15 protein-coding genes are annotated in these 17,929 nt (G+C 34.3%); 10 read left to right on the forward strand and 5 right to left on the reverse strand.

The window, feature by feature from the left end:
* Positions 1-454: 454 nt before the first annotated feature.
* From CYAN10605_RS09785 to CYAN10605_RS09805, 6 genes are all read left to right on the forward strand, one after another.
* Positions 455-2,653, forward strand: coding sequence for an Hsp70 family protein (locus tag CYAN10605_RS09785; protein ID WP_015219779.1), 2,199 nt, complete (start codon positions 455-457; stop codon positions 2,651-2,653).
* A gap of 62 nt (positions 2,654-2,715) precedes the next feature.
* On the forward strand, positions 2,716-2,886 hold the full coding sequence (locus CYAN10605_RS18855) for a hypothetical protein (protein ID WP_015219780.1): 171 nt from the start codon (positions 2,716-2,718) through the stop codon (positions 2,884-2,886).
* Between the two features lie 25 nt (positions 2,887-2,911).
* On the forward strand, positions 2,912-3,442 hold the full coding sequence (locus CYAN10605_RS09790; protein ID WP_015219781.1) for a LysM peptidoglycan-binding domain-containing protein: 531 nt from the start codon (positions 2,912-2,914) through the stop codon (positions 3,440-3,442).
* Between the two features lie 5 nt (positions 3,443-3,447).
* Positions 3,448-5,895 carry a YfgM family protein gene (locus CYAN10605_RS09795; RefSeq protein WP_015219782.1) on the forward strand — a complete coding sequence of 816 codons (2,448 nt, stop codon included), beginning with the start codon at positions 3,448-3,450 and terminating at the stop codon, positions 5,893-5,895.
* A 15-nt stretch (positions 5,896-5,910) separates the two neighbouring features.
* Positions 5,911-6,273 (forward strand): J domain-containing protein, encoded by a 363-nt coding sequence (locus tag CYAN10605_RS09800; RefSeq protein ID WP_015219783.1) that lies wholly within the window; start codon positions 5,911-5,913, stop codon positions 6,271-6,273.
* A gap of 33 nt (positions 6,274-6,306) precedes the next feature.
* A complete protein-coding gene (locus tag CYAN10605_RS09805; protein ID WP_015219784.1) occupies positions 6,307-6,834 on the forward strand; it encodes a nucleotide exchange factor GrpE in 528 nt (175 codons plus the stop codon).
* A 49-nt stretch (positions 6,835-6,883) separates the two neighbouring features.
* Here the strand turns inward: CYAN10605_RS09805 and CYAN10605_RS09810 are convergent, their stop codons facing one another.
* The 3 genes from CYAN10605_RS09810 to CYAN10605_RS09820 all read right to left on the reverse strand — a co-directional run bounded on the left by CYAN10605_RS09810 (position 6,884) and on the right by CYAN10605_RS09820 (position 11,123).
* A complete protein-coding gene (locus CYAN10605_RS09810; RefSeq protein ID WP_015219785.1) occupies positions 6,884-8,695 on the reverse strand; it encodes a peptidoglycan D,D-transpeptidase FtsI family protein in 1,812 nt (603 codons plus the stop codon).
* Between the two features lie 267 nt (positions 8,696-8,962).
* Positions 8,963-9,511 (reverse strand): hypothetical protein, encoded by a 549-nt coding sequence (locus CYAN10605_RS17840; protein WP_015219786.1) that lies wholly within the window; start codon positions 9,509-9,511, stop codon positions 8,963-8,965.
* A gap of 223 nt (positions 9,512-9,734) precedes the next feature.
* Positions 9,735-11,123, reverse strand: a complete 1,389-nt coding sequence (locus tag CYAN10605_RS09820) for a WD40 domain-containing protein (RefSeq protein WP_015219787.1) — start codon at positions 11,121-11,123, stop codon at positions 9,735-9,737.
* A 154-nt stretch (positions 11,124-11,277) separates the two neighbouring features.
* Between CYAN10605_RS09820 and CYAN10605_RS09825 the strand changes: the two genes are divergently transcribed.
* Positions 11,278-12,177, forward strand: coding sequence for a DMT family transporter (locus tag CYAN10605_RS09825; protein WP_015219788.1), 900 nt, complete (start codon positions 11,278-11,280; stop codon positions 12,175-12,177).
* Positions 12,178-12,389: 212 nt separating this feature from the next.
* Positions 12,390-13,394, forward strand: coding sequence for a pentapeptide repeat-containing protein (locus CYAN10605_RS09830; RefSeq protein WP_015219789.1), 1,005 nt, complete (start codon positions 12,390-12,392; stop codon positions 13,392-13,394).
* A gap of 209 nt (positions 13,395-13,603) precedes the next feature.
* On the opposite strand, the gene CYAN10605_RS09835 is transcribed toward CYAN10605_RS09830, so the two are convergent.
* Positions 13,604-14,080, reverse strand: coding sequence for a TspO/MBR family protein (locus CYAN10605_RS09835; protein WP_015219790.1), 477 nt, complete (start codon positions 14,078-14,080; stop codon positions 13,604-13,606).
* 218 nt (positions 14,081-14,298) lie between these two features.
* Positions 14,299-15,336, reverse strand: coding sequence for a uroporphyrinogen decarboxylase (gene hemE, locus CYAN10605_RS09840; protein ID WP_015219791.1), 1,038 nt, complete (start codon positions 15,334-15,336; stop codon positions 14,299-14,301).
* A 324-nt stretch (positions 15,337-15,660) separates the two neighbouring features.
* On the opposite strand from hemE, the gene CYAN10605_RS17845 reads away from it, so the two are divergent.
* Positions 15,661-16,932 (forward strand): Ycf66 family protein, encoded by a 1,272-nt coding sequence (locus CYAN10605_RS17845; RefSeq protein ID WP_015219792.1) that lies wholly within the window; start codon positions 15,661-15,663, stop codon positions 16,930-16,932.
* 167 nt (positions 16,933-17,099) lie between these two features.
* Positions 17,100-17,924 carry a C-phycocyanin alpha-cysteine-84 phycocyanobilin lyase subunit CpcE gene (cpcE, locus tag CYAN10605_RS09850; RefSeq protein ID WP_015219793.1) on the forward strand — a complete coding sequence of 275 codons (825 nt, stop codon included), beginning with the start codon at positions 17,100-17,102 and terminating at the stop codon, positions 17,922-17,924.
* Positions 17,925-17,929: the final 5 nt, after the last annotated feature.

Genomic DNA, 17,929 nt, shown 5'->3' on the forward strand with positions numbered 1-17,929 from the left:
AAACAAGTAATGAGTAACAAGGATGAGAGTTAAGAGTTATTTATTATTTATTATCCACTATTTACCTTTGCCCGTTGTCTTGTCTTAATTGCTAATTACTAATCAACCTCAGTTCGGTTTAAGAATATTGGATAAGGGTAGGTGTCAGGTTTCAGGTTGCAGGTTGCAGGTGTTGAGAGAAAGTAATGAGTAACAAATAATGAGTGTTCGGGGTTTTTAATTCCTAATTCCTAATTCTTAATTTTTCCTTTGCCCTCCCCCCTCTCGAGGGGGGATATAAGGGGGGTTTGCCTCTTGCCTCTTGCCTCTTGCCTTTTTTTCTCCATCATTCATAGATGAAAATTTATCCCGAACTCAGGTTAATCATTAAATTTCAAAAAAATTTCCCTAATTTGCATAAATTCACATTTTGCTACTGATAAGTAGATAGCAAAGAAAAAATTAACTATCAATTATGGGAAATATAGTCGGAATTGACTTAGGCACAACCAACTCCGTTGCCGCTTTCAAATTTGCAGAAGCACAAGTTGTTGATGATCCAAAACATGGTACTTTAGTTAGGTCTGTTGTATCCTTTTCTAATAATAGTTTAATAGTCGGTAAAGAAGCCTATAATCAATTATTACAAGATCCAGAAAACGTTATTATCTCCATCAAACGTTTAATGGGGCGTGGTTTTGGGGATGATGTGGTGCAACAGCAGTTAAAAAACTTCGGTTATAAAATTACTCAATCCAGCGAAGGCACAGAAAACAGTCTCTCTGTGTGGTTGGGAGGCAAAGAGTATCAACCCGAAGACATTAGTGCAGAAATTCTCAAACAAGTGGTAGAAAATGCTCAAGCCTATCAGGAAAATATGGGGCAAACGGGCAATATTACTAAAGCTGTTATCACTATACCTGCTTACTTTAATGATAAACAACGCTACGCCACGGAAATCGCTTCTGTAAGGGCTGGTTTAGGAAAACCTGTTTTATTACCTGAACCCACTGCGGCGGCTATTTCCTACGGTTTTAAGCCCAATAGCGATGATGTTAAAACTATCTTGGTATATGATTTTGGTGGTGGTACTTTTGACTCATCTTTGATTACTACCGCAGGAAGTCATTTTATTGAATCGGGTAAAGCAGGAGATTTATGGTTAGGGGGTGATGATATTGATAACAAGTTAGCTGAATTAGTTAAGCAGAAGGTAGCGAAGGAAGAAGGATTAGATAGTATTGATACCTTAATTGCTAATATGCCTTACTACCAACAAATAAGATTTAAAGCGGATTTGAAAATTGCCACAGAAAGAGCAAAAATTGATTTAAGCAGTAAAACCGAAGCCAAAGTTAATCCCTCTACTCCCCTCCTTGACGAGTTTGGTATGGCAATCCCCATTGATATAACTATCATAAGGAAAGAATTTGAGGCGATGATTTTGCCTTTGGTGAAGCGTAGTATCGAAATTTGTCACGATGCCATTAAGTATTCGGACTATCCTACGGATATGATTGATATTGTTTTAATGGTGGGGGGTTCAAGCCAGATACCATTGGTACAAGAGGAGGTGAAAAAGGCTTTTGGAAATGATAAAGTGGTGGTGCATCCTCGCCCCATGTATGCTGTTGCTGAAGGTGCGGGTATTGTGTCTGCTGGTGTCACGGAAGTGGTTGGCACTGTATCTCGTGATTATTGTATCCAATTAGTGGATGATCCTCGTTATCAATTAATTAAGCAAGGGGAAGTTTTACCGATTCAAAAGAATCATACTTTCAAAACTGAAGGGGAAGGGCAAGAGTTAATCCATTTTAAGTTTTTTAGCCCTGATGAAGTAAGGGAAGGCATTGATTTACGCAAAAATGATGAGCGTATTGGGGATATGTGGTTAGCGTTAGATAAACCTTACCCTAGAGGCACGGAAGTTGATGTGATGGTAGAGTTAGATGAGCAAAATTCTGCTTTAACCATGACTGCTTGTCTGAAAAATAATCCTTCGATTCGGGTTAGTGGTAGTTTTTCTAGGGGTAATCATGATGAACAAATTAATCAAAAAGTTGAGGAGTTAATTCATAAACTTAATCAAGAGGGTAACTTAACAGAATATGGGGTGCAAAATGCTAATGAATTAGCGGGTGAGATTGTAAGAGCATCAAATCAAATATATCTCAATGGGGTTTTACAGCGAGATAGACAACAGGTTGCAGAAGAAAAACTTAAAGAATTAGAGGCTTTTGCTTGTGGCGATCGCGATACCATATTGATGTATTTAAGAGATTTCAATTTTGCTTTAGAATTCTGTTCTCATATTATGCACGAGGATCAAGTTAACCGCCTCAAAATTTTAGTGTCGGAAATGCAAAATGCGGTTGATAGCAATAATGTTTCAGCGATGCAGAGATTGGCGGAAGATGGTAGTCGGGAATTTGATAATTTGCCTGATTTAGTGCGTATTCTCTTGTTAATTCGTTTTGGTGTCGCTCGCGCCTGTCGTATTGCACCCTCTCACGGTAAGGTTTTAGAAACTAAGTTTATCAATCTTCTCGATGCGATGGAAAGAGGAGATGGCAATACAAGCGATCGCCTCTATCGTGAATTACTAGAAGAAATACGAGAGTATATTGATCAAGATTTACCCACAGGAGTGGTTGCTACTGGCTTGACTCGTTAATTGTCAAAAAATGTGTTGGGTTAACAAAGTGTAGCCCAACCTAGAAAAATTATGGAGTTTTTATGACTGAAAAAATTACTGATTTAGAGAAACAAGAAAACTCAGATAAAACTGATAAAAAGAGAAAAAGAAAACAACGTCATAAATTTAACTTTTTTGGTTTATTTATCGATATTCTTTGCGAGATAGTAACATCTATTTTTAGCTTTTTTAATCAATTTTTTGGAGCTTAATTTTATTTTTTAAATATATAACAAAATGACTGAAAAATTAACTTGTCCAGTGTGCGATCGCACTGAAATTGAAACGAATATTTGTCCTAATTGTGAGACAGATTTATCTACTATCAAACTTTTAAAAGAGTTACCACAAGTAGAAGAAAAAGATAATAAAAAGTCACAAAAATTATTTATCATTACTCTAGCTAGCGTGTTAATAATGGGATTATTAGTAGGTAATTTGACTGGCTATTTTGTTTCAAAAAATAACTTCAATAACCGTTTACAAGCTATCAATCAAAACAAAAATCAATCCACAGAAGTAGCAAAAAAATCAGAAGCAATTAAGCCTGAATTAAATTGGTGTGGAGGCTTTAATTATCGAGTTAAATCTGGTGATTCTCTTTATATGTTAGGGTTACGTTTTTATGGTGATGGAGACGGTTGGCAACTAATTTTTCAAGCGAATCCGACTATTAATAATCCCCAAAATTTACAAATAGGACAAGTCATTTTAATTCCTAATTTAACAGAATTATGTCAAACTAATCAATCTTATATGCAGAGGTAATATCGATGGGTTTATTTGATTTTATTGCTAAAACAAAAGCAGTTTTTGAAAATTCAGAGAAAAGTCAGAAAAAGTTTTTAGAGGCGAAGGAATTAGCTAAGTTAAAAAAACTGGAGGAAGCGATTAAGCTAGGGGAAGAAATTTTATCTTTATGGAAAGAAAATCCCTCTTGGCGTGAGCAAATAGTTAGAGAAATGTCTGGGGGTTATTTATTAGAAAATGTCAAAACAAAATTAACAGAATGGCGATTAAATCTGAATAAAGCTAGGCACTATATAAATCAAGGAAAAAATTTAATTGAACAAGATAAAAATGATCCTTTTGATAATAGTTTTTTAACTAAAGCCCTAGAATATTTAGAAAAATCTAATGAAATTTTATATGATACTGAATCTACTGTTACGGCTCAAGTTTTAAAGGATAAAATTAATAGTAGAAATAAATTTCAGTCTTTGTATCAAAAAGGGAAAAATTTAGTTGATACGGGATTTTTCAAAGAAGGATTACCCTACTTATTAGATGCACAAAAAATATATAGAGTTGCTGATTTAGATAAAGAAATTATTGAATGTGAATATCAAATAAAACTACAGATTCAATATGAAAATGACTTAAAAATTATTAAATCCCTTGCTCAACAAGGCAATTTCATTTCTGCCTATAATCAATTAGAAGTTGCCTTAGATAAATTTCAGCGTCAAGATGGGAATGAATTAAAAGAAAAATTGCGGATAGTTATTGATGCGAAAACTGACTATCGACAAGGTTTAATGGCTGAAAAAATTGATAATCTAACTCTTGCTAAAAAACAGTATTTATCTGCTTTATCTAAATTACCCCAATTAAAAGATGCTTCTTATCGATTAGCATTGATTGACATCAAACAACATAATTTTACCTCTGCTCTATCTTATTTAAAAAATTTTCAGACAGAAAGGGCAAATTATTTACGGGGTTTTATTTATCTACAAAAAAATGACTATCAAAATGCAGTCAAAGAATGGAAATTAGTTAATAATCCAACCATTAATACTAGCAAAGAATCATTAAAAAGTTTAATTGAAAGAGAAAAAATACAAATCATTAAAAAAATTGAAGATTTAGTTAAAGAATCTCAATATCAAGAGGCAAAAAATTACTGTCAAAATTTCCTTAAACAATACGGTTATGATCCCAAAATTGATCATAATTTAAACAAACATATCCAACCAGCTTTACAACATCAACTATGGCAATCTCAAAATTTAATTAAGATTATAAATCAATTAGAGCAAGAATTTAAACAGAGTCCGAATTTAACCACTTTACATAATATGGCGATCGCACTTTATTATCAAGCCCAACTAGATGAAAACTATATAGAAAGATGGATTAATTGTTGGATGACAGTATTGTTAAATATTAACAAAAGTGAGGTTTTCCAGAATATATCTTGGTTGAATATCAATGAGATTAACTATGAAAAAATAAGAGAAGATTTGATTAAAATAGTAGAAGGTGCGATCGACAAATATAAAGATAATAACCTAGATAAATACTATCAGCTTCGAGATGTATTGAGAAGAGAAAATCTAGCCTTAGAATTAATGGGCAATCCACCCCAGATGGGAATAAAAATCAAACAAATATTTATCACTCCCGGATTTTATTTACAACATCAAACACAATTAAAAAGTATTCAATTAAAAACAGATAAACTGTCAACCTTATTTACTAATTATGGTTTAGCCGTTGCCGCTTGTTTGAAAAACGACACAGAAAGGGCGATTAAAATTAAACCATCTCAACAACATTCATCGGGAGTAGAAAAACTAGCCTATCATTTAATAAACTATTATGAGGGGTGTTATTATCTACAACATCATAGCTGGAGAAAAGCAAAAAATCCCTTAGAAATTTCTCAAACAGAAATAAAAAATAATCATGATTGGGTAGAAAATATTAATAAATTATGTGAAAAACAAAGACAAAAAATAGAGGATTTAAAAGAGCATTTAGAATTTGCTCAATTCTGGTATGATTTATTAAAATCAAATCAATCTGCCAGCTATTTAGCGGAGTTTAAAGCGAGAGAAATTTCTCAACAAGTAGCCGATGAAAAAATATCTTTTTCCCAAGCTATTAATAAACTAAAAGATGTACAAAATATTGATAGAAATAACCCTTTAGTTATAGATTTACTGAGTAGATTAGAATATAGTCGAGAAGCAGAAGAAATTGATAAACTACTCAAACAAAATCGCTTTGAAGATGCCGTAAGAAAAGCAAGATATTCTTCCAATCAAGAAATTAAATATTTAGTAGCTTCTATTTGTGTAGAAATTGCATTAAAGGGTGCAGAAGCGAGGGAATTAGACTGGGAAACTTTACAACAATTAGGAAGATGGGCTTATCAAATTTGTCCTCATGAGCCTAATTTTCGAGAGGTTTATCGTGCATTAAAAATTATTTAATTAAGAGGTTTAAATATGATTAAAAATGATAAAATAATACCTAATCCTTATGATGTTTTAGAAGTATCTCCTGCCGCTTCTCATGCTGAAATAGTCAAAGCCTTTGCCATGGCAATGAAAAAAAAGAAGTATAATCCTAAACAAATTGCCGAAGCTAGAAAGCAGTTAATGGATAATCAACAGCGTTTAATTGCAGATTTTCTTAGACCTAATTTACCGTTAATTCAAAGGTTTAAAAATCATGATTTATCTGCTTTAAATGAACCTATTCCCGTAATTAATTTAGTTCCTGAGTTTGATAATTTAGATCAAGCCTATCAGGAAAGTGAAATAATTTCAGAGCGCGATCGCACTTTAGGCAAACAACTATTTTCTTAAGACTTATTTAACTCTCTAAATAAATATAAAATTATGAATAGTATTAATTTGTGGAAAAATATTTTTTCATCCCAGAAAAATCAACCAGAAAAAGACGGGTTAATTATCACAAAAACTCAAAGAGACAAACTACTATCAGAAAATCAAAACCTGTTGAAAGAAAAAACTAAATTACAACAATTAGTCAAAATTCAACAACAAGAAAGTGAAGCAAAAGAAGAGGCTTTATATAGTGAATTATTAGATATTTTTGATAGTTTAGAATTTTTAATTGATTACTTAGATAATAATTTACAAGAGGAAAATTTTAACCCCAAAGCCTTTAAAAGATTACCTAAATTTGTCAACACTATGCAAGAGAAATTGTTAACTATTTTATCCCGTAGAGAAGTAGAAAGAATTGATTTTGATGAAGATACCCCTGATTTTAGTGTTTGTAAAGTGGTAGATAGAGAAATTCGTGATGATATACCCGAACAAACCATCACAAAAATTGTCCGTCAAGGCTTTAAAATAAAAGAAAAAATATTACGTTATGTGGAAGTAATTACAGCTAAATAACTTCACGTTAAAAGATAAAAATAAATTGAAAATAAAAAACTTTTAGCTTTTAGGGAGTATAGGAAGGGGGAATTCCATAAGTCCTAATAATGGCTTTAATAACATCTTTAACTACAGGAGCGGCAACAGTTGAGCCATAAGTATTTGCTCCTTTTGGTTCATCTACTACGGCAAAAACAATATATTGAGGATCATCACTGGGTAAAATGGAAATAAAACTGGTGATTTTAGCATCTGCTTTATATCTTCCTCTACCATCATGTTTTTGGGCTGTTCCTGTTTTACCGCCTATGTGATAGCCTTCTATCTGAGCGGCTTTACCTGTACCATTGGCAACTACTGACTGCATCATAAGGTTGACACTACGGGCAGATTCGGGGGAAAATACCTGTTTAGTTTTTAATGAAGCACTAGATTCTATTTCTCCTTCTGCATTAACTAAACCTTTGACAACGTGAGGGGTAACTAGCTTTCCTCCATTAGCAATGGCCGCGTGAAGTTGTACTAATTTTAAAGGAGTGAGAGATAATCCTTGTCCAAAGGCAGATACTGCTGTTTCGATGTCTCTGGCGGTGAAAATATTTTTCGGCTTTATATATCCTGTGGCTTCAAAAGGTAAATCAACTCCCATTAATTTATCTAAGCCTAATTCTTCTAATCTTTGGTAGTATTTTTCTCGGCTTAGTTTTTTCATGGTATAAATCATAGCTGTATTACTAGAATCTTCCATGGCTTTGGTGATACTCACCCACCCTTTTCCCGTTTTAGAAGCATTAGAAATAGGCCATCCATCAATTACCACACTGGGAGCGTCTAATACTCTTGAGTTAGAATCAATAACCCCCTCATCAAGTGCGATCGCAATATTTATGGGTTTAAAAGTTGAACCCGGCTCATAACTATCTGTTACAGTCCAATTTTTGTAAAGGGCAAAATCATAGCTCGAATAATTATTAGGATCGTAAGTAGGTTCACTCACTAGAGAAACTATCTCCCCTGTATGCACATTCATGACGATAACTGCCCCTCGTTTCGCATTAAATTTTTTAATTTGTGCTTTGAGAGAATCCCTTGCCGCCCTTTGTAGTTTTGTATCAAGGGTAAGTTGTAGTTGTAAATCATCTAATTGGACGATACCATCAGGCAAAGAAGCAGGAATAATAGCCCCCTCACCATCTTTTTTTACCGTCATCATCGATTTGAAATCTAGTTGAGTTAAATCTCGTTCTAATAAATCTTGCTGACTATATTCTATTCCCGCCTGTCCACTATGTTCTGTATCCACATAACCGATTATGTCAGCAAACAATTCCCCTTGAGGGTAGAAACGAGCATAGCGTTTTTCTAGGTCAATTCCTTCAAATCCCAATTCTTTAATACTATTTCCTTGGTCTTCCGTTACAGTTCGAGCTAAAACGATGCCAGTATCACCACTATTTAAAACTTTTAAAATCTCATTTTTGTCCCTGTCTGTAAGAATAGTTGCTAATTTTTCAGCAACTACATCCTTATCCTCATTTAACATCACAGGATGAACATAAACCTTATAAACCACTTTATCAAGGGCAATAACATTACCCCGTGCATCCGTAACCGAGCGACGGGGAATATATGGACGAAAGTTATATGTTTGTTGCTGTTTTGCCAGTTTAACTAACTCATCTCCCTTGACTATTTGTAATTTATATAGTCGCCATCCTAAACCAGTTGCTCCAAAAACTAAAAACAACCAAATCAGTAATAGTCTAATCCATGTATCAAAATTTAACTGAGTAAAAGCTAATTTTAGGTTACTCAATTTACTGTTAGATTGAGAGTTACCAACATGGTCATTATCAGATTTTAGTTTAAAAACATTCATCTTGAGGAAGTTAAATAATTTAGCATTATTACAAACAATTGACTAAAAAGAAATAAATTGATTCTTCTACCGTAGTTATGATAAATTAACCTTTAAAAAGTTTCAGGTTAAATATAAAGTTAAAAGTTTATAAATTATTGTTTATCATTTGACAATTTTCTTGTTACCTTATCCCCTTAAAAGGGGAAATACAGAGGGCTTTTACTCATCCTTGTCCTAATCAACAATTTACCACAATGAGAAGCAACAGAACCAATCAGTTTAATGTTAATAGGCAACAGGATAAATAGGGTTGACTTTTTTAATTTTGACTGGATTAATTGATTTTTGGGTAATGGCGGTGGCATTAGTTTCTGGTAAGAAAATAGGGGGCTTACTCTGGTCTGGATTTACAAAACCAGATCCCTGCTGTTGGGCGGATTCTGCCAATGTATCCTTCAGAACTTCATCAGTAAAAGTAAATTGTCTTTCTTGTTTTTGCAAATTTTGTAACTGATGATATTTATTAGTCCACTGCTTTGGGGCATAAACTGTCATACCATACATTACCAATGCCGTACCAACACTCAGACCACAAATAACAGATGAAAAATGATTAAGGACGATAAAACTTTTTAACCATAGAGGATACTGTATTGATTCTGAAGATTGAGAAGTATGACTATTTCTTTCTTGAACGCGCCTAGGGTTTTTATTTAAGGTTTGTTCTTGATTGTGGGAATGACTAGATTTAGGGCGAAAATCTCTTTGATTAAGGGATTTATTTTTTACGACAGCATTAGTATTTCTTTTTGGTAAGGTATCGTGGGCTAACATAAGTCATTGGGAGATTTTGATTAGAATTAACTAATATTAGCAAATATAGCAGAAATATATAATTTTTTATTTTTACCAACTTCGAGAATTAATTAACCTTAGTTTGGCATAAGGATATTGAATTTGGTTAAGTTTCGGGTTTCAGATAACAGATTTGATGGTTTTAATTGAGGGTTGATGAAAAAGTGGTGTTGCCGAGGGTAAACAACAGGAAACAACAGGGTTAAATTTGCCCAATAACAATGCCTTTATCTGGGGATTTGCTGATGAATAAATTTCCATTTTGATTAATTGCAATTAATTCTCCCCATATATCAGGAGATGTTAAAGTGATTAATTCTGTTTCTTTTTCTCGGTCATAAATACAAATTTTTCCATCTTGAAGTAAACAAATAATTAATTTATTATCAGGACTAAAAGTTAAGGATTGAATAGGAGATTTATTTTCCATTTTGATATTTTTTTCTTCTTCTTGTTTTTCTATATTCCAAATTTTGATTAATTTATCTCCTCCTCCACTAATTAGATAGTGGTTATCATTACTAAAATAAAGGCTATTTACAGCCATTTTATGCCCTGATAAGGATGCTATTTCTGCTTGATTTTCTACATTCCAAATTTTAATTATTTTATCACTGCCACTACTCGCTAACAATTTATCATCTTGACTAAAACAGAGGGTATTTATTGCCATTTTATGCCCTGACAAGGATGCTATTTCTACTTGATTTTCTATATCCCAAATTTTAACTATTTTATCGCTACCACCACTAATTAATTTTTTACTATCATGGCTAAAGTTTAAGCTATTTACACTAATTCTATGGGCATTTTCTAGGGTTAAAATTCTTGTTTTTGTTTGCCATTCCCATATTTCTATGTTTTTGTTAGAAAGTGCGATCGCAATTAATTGATTTTGAGGATTAAATACGCAACATTGAACTTCTTTGCTATCTATTTCTAAGGTAGCTATGTCTTGAAAATTCAATAAATTGAAAAGACTTTTTTCAGAAATACTAATTGGTTTTAAATAAGTATCAAGGTTAATTTTTTCTTTTTCAATTTTCGGTTTATCTGTTCTTTTTTCTTGAGGTAAATTTTGATTATTTTCTTCTTCTTTTTCTATTTTATTAGTAACTATTTTTTCTTTATTAGTTTTCTTGTTTGTTATATCTTCTTTTAGCGTCTCGGTATTTATATCTTGATTTTCTAATTTATCTTTATCTTGATTAATCTCTGAGGGAGAATCTTCAACTAATACCGTTGGATTCAATATTTCTGTAGTGAAAATAAATTCTGGTCCTTTTAATCCTAGTAAGATGCGATCGCCGCTTTTCAGGGTATAAGGAGAAACGATTTTTTCCCCATTAATAAAAGTACCATTGGTTGTTCCTTTATCTTCTATTTGCCAAGAAAAATTATCATCTTTTTCTATTAATTGAATTTGTGCATGATAACGGGATACAGTAATATATTCTTGAGGATCTAAAACTACTTGACAATCAGGAGATCTGCCCATTAAATTAAGGGATTGACTAGAAAGAATATACTCTACTTTTTCTTTTAATTTACTATTAATTAATGTAACGTGAGCAGGAGAATAATTATCCATATTGAACTCCCCAAAATATCATTGAATATCTAAATTTACTATACTTCAGTAAGGAAATAAAAGACAGAAAGATAATATATTGTTAATTATTATTAATTTTTGTTTATATCATTCATCGTAAAAATAAAAAGAATATACCTACAATTTTTCATAAGTGAACATTCCATCAGACTGGCAAAAAAGAACTATTCTAGGAGTTGGCATTATCTGCGTTTCTTTAGCCGCTATTTTTGTGCGTTTATCTCAACGGGAAATAAATGAAGTTACCGTTGGATTTAGTTTATTCATCGCCGCAGGTAGATTAATAATTTCTACCCTTCTCTTAATTCCCTCTTATGGTGATTTATGGACAATCAACAAGAATCATTCTTCTGCTGTTTATTACGGTTTGGGGGCTGGTATTTGTTTAGGGCTACATTTTGCCACATGGATAAGCTCATTAGGTTTTACTTCCGTTGCCGCTTCCGTGAGTCTCGTCACTACTAATCCCTTATGGGTGGCTTTGCTTTCTTGGTGGTGCTTAGGACAAAAATTAACTCGAAAAACCATTATCGGTATTGCGATCGCAGTCTTAGGTAGTGTATTGATTGCCTTTGCCCATGGAGGTAATAGTTTTAGCTCAAATCCTTTATTAGGTGCAATATTGGCATTAATGGGTAGTTGGTTTGCTAGTGGCTATATCCTACTAGGCACATTGGCACAACAGAAAGGACTTACCACAAAACAATACGTTACTATTGCTTACTTCACAGGAGCATTATGTTTATTACCTTTACCTCCACTTTTCGGAACTAGCTATGGAGGTCATTCCTTAAATATTTATATATATTTAATTTTAATGGCTATTATCTCTCAAATAATTGGTCATACAAGTTTAAATTGGTCTTTAAAATACTTTTCTCCTACCACTATTTCTTTATTGATTTTATTTGAGCCTGTTATTTCCAGTTTATTTGCATGGTGGTTTTTTCAAGAAATACCTCAGTTGTTAGTGGTCATCGGTGCTTTGATTTTATTGTTGGGAGTAACTTATTCTATTAAGAAAAAATTATAATCACAAACTCTGAACTCTAAACTTAGATGATGTGTATTTTTATTAATAAAAATCAAGTTTCGATAAATTTAATGTGAATTTGTTGATAAAAAATGAGAGATAAATCAAAGAATATAAAATATAGGGAGAGGTTGTTTTTTTTCATTTAATATTATTAGTTAATAAAAAATGATTTAATACCCCATTTCGCTATCTTTTAAGGAGAAAAGGAAATGACTGTTACCGATGTTATCAAACGCTATCAAGAGGGCGATCGAGATTTTCGCAACACTAATTTAAGCAAAAGTAATTTAAGTGGAATAAAACTGAGTAATTCTAACTTTTCTTACTCCAAAATGATTGAAACCCATCTTGCATGGTCAGATTTAGAGCGTTGTTTTCTTTTAGAATCAGATTTAAGAGGAGCGTTTTTATATGGGGCAAATTTAAGTTTTGTTAAGTTAAAAGAAGCTCAACTGATAGAAGCCGACTTAACCAAGGCAGATTTAAGAGGCGCTCAATTACATAAAGCAGATTTACAGGGAGCAACATTAAGCGGTGCAGTTTTAACATGGGTGAGTCTTTACATGGCAAATCTACCCGGGGTTAACCTATGTGGTGCAAATCTCGATGGAATTAATCTTCGAGGGGCAAATTTACAAGGGGCAAATCTAAATTGGACAAATTTAAACCATGCGAGGTTGAGCGGTGCAAACTTAAGGGGGGCAACCTTATACGGCATAAAATTAAAGGGGGCATTTCTTAACGGTTTAGACTTACACGGTTTGAACTTTAGCGGGATGGATTTAGAAGAAGCAAAATTAAGTGGTACAAAACTTTATGGAGCGGATTTTTCAGGAAGTAATCTCACTGGTGCTTTTTTCCGTCGTAGCGTCTTGCACAAAGCCAATTTAAAAAATGTCCAATTGTATCATGGGCAAATGAAAGGAGCAGAAATAGTACAAGCTAACTTAATGAAAAGTAATCTCAGTGAAACGGATTTGCGCAATGCGGACTTAAGTTTTGCCAATTTGAACTTAGTTAACCTAAGAGGTGCAGATTTAACAGGGGCAAACTTACGAGGTGCTTATCTTTGGGGTGCTTGTCTTAATGGGGCGATATTAAAAGATACCAATTTAAGTGGTGCTAGTTTAAGGGATGCAGACTTATCGGGAGTTAATTTGTCAGAGGCGATTTTAGAGGGTGCAACGATGCCCGATGGAAAAATTTTCATTTAATGAAAACATGAGTTCGATATAAAATTGCAAGTTAAGGTAAAGAATAGGGAAAACCCCTCTGTGTCTCCCCTTAAAAGTGGAGAAGATAATAAGGAAAAGTGATAAGAATTGATAAAAAATTATTAAAATTGATTTTTTCGGGGAAAATTTTGCCGATTCTAAGCCTCTACTCATTATTTTTCAATACTTTTTTCGCCCAACTCAGGTAACTATATATCATTGCGATTTAAAGGAATCATTGCCCAAGTTACATATGTACCAATAGGACTCCATAAAAGATATGGCATCAATAGAGTCAATGCAGAAGAATCGACTTTTGCCACGAAAAAAGCCAAAATTAAACCAATAAAAAAGCCAAAAGCCCCGATCGCAGTTCCCACCACTAAACTACGCACAGCACACATCACTCTTGTATAAGCTAGTATGGACACTTGTAATATGGCGTAGGAAGACATAAGCATTATTTTGGGAAAAAGATTGATATTGCTATCCCAAACCAAACTAGCAGATAAGACTAAACAGACAAAAATAAAAATCCAGATAAAGGGGATAAGAAACTCAAAAGTTAACCATGAGGGGCGCTTAAGCCGAAAAAACCAACGTAAGTCATCGGCAGGTATGCGATTAATAACAATACTCAACAAAAGTGCGATCGCACCTATTACTAGCCAAGAAGGTAACAACATTCAAAAGTAAGGGGTAAACTCTTTTTTCAAAGATAACATCTGAGTTAGGAGTTCGGGGTTCGGGGTTAGGGGATTGGGGGGGTAGGGGTTGAATATATTCAACCCTTACGGGAGGTTAATTAAACACTTTTGCCCTCCCCCCTCGAGAGGGGGGATAAAGGGGGGTTTGCCTCTTGCCTCTTGCCTTTTTACTCTGCCCCCGCCCTTTCTTATATCAATTAATATCTAATAGATTTAGCAGTTTCAAAGAAAACTCTAACATGATCTTCAGGAGTCCCCACTAAGACACCATGGCCTAAATTAAGAATATGTCCACCTTTTCCTGCTTTTGCAACAGTGTCATGGATTCTTTCCCTAATGAATTCGGGTGAGCCAAATAAAACTCCGGGGTCAATATTTCCCTGCACCTTCATCTCTTTGCCGAGTCTTTGTCTAGCTTCTGCCATATCCACAGTCCAATCGACGCTAACAATATCAACCCCTGATTGTCCCATTCTTTCCAAGACTCCTGCACTACCACTAATATATAGAATTAAAGGGGTATCAGGATGAGTAGCTTTAACTTGTTCTACCACTCGTTTTTGATAAGGTAAAGCAAAAGTTTCATAGTCTTGAGGGCTTAATTCTCCTGCCCAAGAATCAAACATCTGAACTACTTGAGCTCCACAGTCGATTTGATAACGCACATAAGTTGCGATCGCATCAGCAATTTTACCTAATAATTTGTGAAGCATATCAGGCTCAGAAAAAGCCATACTTTTAATTACAGCATAGTTTTTAGAGCTTTTACCCTCAATAGCATAAGCCGCCAAAGTCCAAGGCGCACCCACAAACCCTAAAACCGTTGATTTATTGGCAACTTCCTGACGTAAAGTATTAAGGATAGTTTTAATGAAGGGTAAAGACTCCTCTGGTTGTAGAGGATGTAACTGCTCAATTTGAGCCAAACTACGAATAGGAGGATCAATAATAGGACCTTTACTTTCAATAATATCAAAAGGAATACCCATACCGGGTAAAGGAGTTAAAATATCAGAAAACATAATTACCCCATCAGGCTGAAAAGCGCGCCAAGGTTGAAGGGAAATTTCAATAGCTAAATCAGGATTTTCTGAACGCTCACGGAAACTAGGATATTTATCTCTCAAATCACGATAGACTTTCATATATCTACCAGCTTGACGCATCATCCATACAGGAGGACGATCTAAAACTTCACCACGGGCAACCCGTAATAGACAAGGCAATTCGCTCATTATATATTTGTTTCTTAAATTTAGTGCATTTTTTAGCTTATCACCAGAGTTATACACTTCATAACTAACGAAAAGAAATGTAACGATTATTTTCTCATGACCCTAGTTTGGAGATGATTACGGAAAAAGATGTCAGGGATATTGAGGTGTTGGGGAAGCGTGTTAATTAAACACTTTTGCCCTCCCCCCTCTCGAGGGGGGATAAAGGGGGTTTTGCCTTTTGCCTCTTGCCTTTTAACTCTGTCCTTTTAACTTTTCCTAATTGTTAATTGAACTAATGACTTATAATAATCACAGAAATAATCTATAAAAGGTAAAGAAGCGATGTTAGCTTATTTTCTGGCAATTCTTGTGGCAATAACCAGTTTATCTCTATATATAAATGCTTTTATTCGTCCCAAAATACATAGGAAAGATGATTTTTTATGGAGTGGTTTAGGCTTATTTTATGCCCTTGTGTTATGGATTTGTGCAGGTAGAATAACTGGTGCTGTATTACTAGGACAATGTGCAGGAGTTGCAATAGCGATCGCATTTATTTGGGAAAATAGTAAATTAAGACAAGCCCTAATCGCAGAATCTCAATCAAATCAAGCCTTAGAAGGGTTTTCAGTTCTAACTTTTATTGCTCAACTGTTGGCAAAGGTATCCCAGTTAGGTAAGAAAAAACCCGTTGTTACAACTAGCCCACCAGAAAAACCATCAGAAACTATCACCACTCCTCCAGAGGAAAAAGAAGAAATTTCCCCCACAGTCGCTTCAACCACAAAAGAAGAAACTCAAATTAAAAATCAGCCTACAGAAACGGAAATTAAAGCATATAGGGAAGAAGTTATTAGAGACACCATCGAAGAAGTAACTACTCCTCCTCAGTTAGAAAAAGACATAGCAATTAGTGATGAGGGTAAAGAAGAACAAAAAATAGATACTACCTCAGAGGATGAGGAGATAGAAATAGATAATGCAGATACAACCCCAGATAATGAGACAGAAAAAGCAGAAAATAAGCCAAAAATAAACTTAATTGGTCGAATTAGAAATATTTTCCGCAAATCACCCGCCGAAACTTCTTCCAAATCGGTTAATGATGAATTACCAGAATCCCTTTTGGATGAAATCGACGATTTAGAGGAAGAAATTGACCCTGAATCCACCGCCGTAGAAGTCGAAGAAGCGATCGCAAACTTAGATGTTACAGAATCCTCACAAGAAGAAGAAAAAGATAATCAGGAGGTAAGCGAAATTTCTCAAGAGAGTGATGAGGAAAAAGTCATAGAAGAAGAATTAATTAGCGATTCTCAAGAAGAAGCCAACGAGGACATAAAAGATAAATCAGTAGTTGTGGAAGAGGAAAAAGAAAATGATGTTGAGGAGGGAGAAAGCAAAATAACAGAAGAAAATACAGAAGTCATGGAGGAGAATGTAAACATTGAATCTGAAATAGAAACCACTGTGACTTCTCAAGCAGAAAATCTCGTTGTAGAAGAGCAAATATCACCTAAGACAGACACTCAAGAGGAAGAGAAAGAAAAGGAAATTCCCCCAGAAGATACCATCGAATCCCTTGATGATTTATTCCCTGACAAGAAAAATTAATTATACTACTGAAGAGAATAAGAGATACTAATAGAAAAAGCAAGAGGCAAAGGCAATTAGTAATTAGGAATTAGTAATTAATGAAAACCCTGAAACCTGACACCTAAAACCTGAAACCTCTTTCATAACACCGAACTCATTAATTATTCATTAACTAAGAAAAAACCGTGACAGAAGCAAATTTAACTCCAGAAAAAGCAATAGCTAACTTACTACAAAAAGAAGACCTCGGTATGAGGTACTATGCCGCTTGGTGGTTAGGCAAATTCAGAGTTGCTACAGATGAGGCAGTAAATGCTCTTATTCAGGCTTTAGAAGATAAAGAGGATCGCGCCCCTGATGGTGGTTTTCCCCTGCGCAGAAATGCCGCTAAAGCCCTAGGAAAATTGGGTTTTAATCGGTCTGTTGAACCTCTCATTAAATGCTTGGATTGTGATGATTATTATGTCCGTGAATCTGCCGCCCAAGCCCTAGAAATGTTAAATGATACAAGAGCGATCGCACCTTTGATGAAATTATTAGAAACGGCGGTTGACGGGGAAGAATTAACAAAATATGGTAAGGGTACACCCCTAGGAAAACCTCATCCCCATGAACCCTATGAGGCGATTATTGAGGCTTTAGGTACTTTAAAGGCAAAAAATGCCCTAAACTTAATTAAGCCTTTTCTTAAACATCCTATTCCTAAAGTGGCTTATGGTGCGGCAAGGGCAATGTATCAACTAACAGAAGAAGATAGTTATGGGGAAATTCTTGTTACTGCTTTGCAAGGAAAAGAGCTACAATTGAGAAGATCCGCCTTGATGGACTTAGGTGCGATCGGTTATACTAGCTCTGCTGACGCTATTAGTGCTACCTTTGCAGAAAATAGCCTTAAGTTAATTGCCATGAAAGGGTTATTAGAGTCTGCTATCGCCAAGGAAACAGAGGAAAAAGACTCAATTCATCCTGAAGCAGTCAAAATCATGGAGTTGATGGATAGTTTGCTATAACTTTT

Origin of the sequence: Cyanobacterium aponinum PCC 10605 (genome assembly GCF_000317675.1) — a bacterium.
Lineage (GTDB): Bacteria > Cyanobacteriota > Cyanobacteriia > Cyanobacteriales > Cyanobacteriaceae > PCC-10605.

Coding starts and splice junctions, on each gene's coding strand:
- CYAN10605_RS09805 (WP_015219784.1), top strand. CDS start 6,307: ATGAATAGTATTAATTTGTGGAAAAATATTTTTTCATCCCAGAAAAAT.
- CYAN10605_RS09820 (WP_015219787.1), bottom strand. CDS start 11,123: ATGGATAATTATTCTCCTGCTCACGTTACATTAATTAATAGTAAATTA.
- CYAN10605_RS09795 (WP_015219782.1), top strand. CDS start 3,448: ATGGGTTTATTTGATTTTATTGCTAAAACAAAAGCAGTTTTTGAAAAT.
- CYAN10605_RS09800 (WP_015219783.1), top strand. CDS start 5,911: ATGATTAAAAATGATAAAATAATACCTAATCCTTATGATGTTTTAGAA.
- CYAN10605_RS09790 (WP_015219781.1), top strand. CDS start 2,912: ATGACTGAAAAATTAACTTGTCCAGTGTGCGATCGCACTGAAATTGAA.
- CYAN10605_RS09785 (WP_015219779.1), top strand. CDS start 455: ATGGGAAATATAGTCGGAATTGACTTAGGCACAACCAACTCCGTTGCC.
- CYAN10605_RS09835 (WP_015219790.1), bottom strand. CDS start 14,080: ATGTTGTTACCTTCTTGGCTAGTAATAGGTGCGATCGCACTTTTGTTG.
- CYAN10605_RS17845 (WP_015219792.1), top strand. CDS start 15,661: ATGTTAGCTTATTTTCTGGCAATTCTTGTGGCAATAACCAGTTTATCT.
- hemE (WP_015219791.1), bottom strand. CDS start 15,336: ATGAGCGAATTGCCTTGTCTATTACGGGTTGCCCGTGGTGAAGTTTTA.
- CYAN10605_RS09810 (WP_015219785.1), bottom strand. CDS start 8,695: ATGAATGTTTTTAAACTAAAATCTGATAATGACCATGTTGGTAACTCT.
- CYAN10605_RS18855 (WP_015219780.1), top strand. CDS start 2,716: ATGACTGAAAAAATTACTGATTTAGAGAAACAAGAAAACTCAGATAAA.
- CYAN10605_RS09830 (WP_015219789.1), top strand. CDS start 12,390: ATGACTGTTACCGATGTTATCAAACGCTATCAAGAGGGCGATCGAGAT.
- CYAN10605_RS17840 (WP_015219786.1), bottom strand. CDS start 9,511: ATGTTAGCCCACGATACCTTACCAAAAAGAAATACTAATGCTGTCGTA.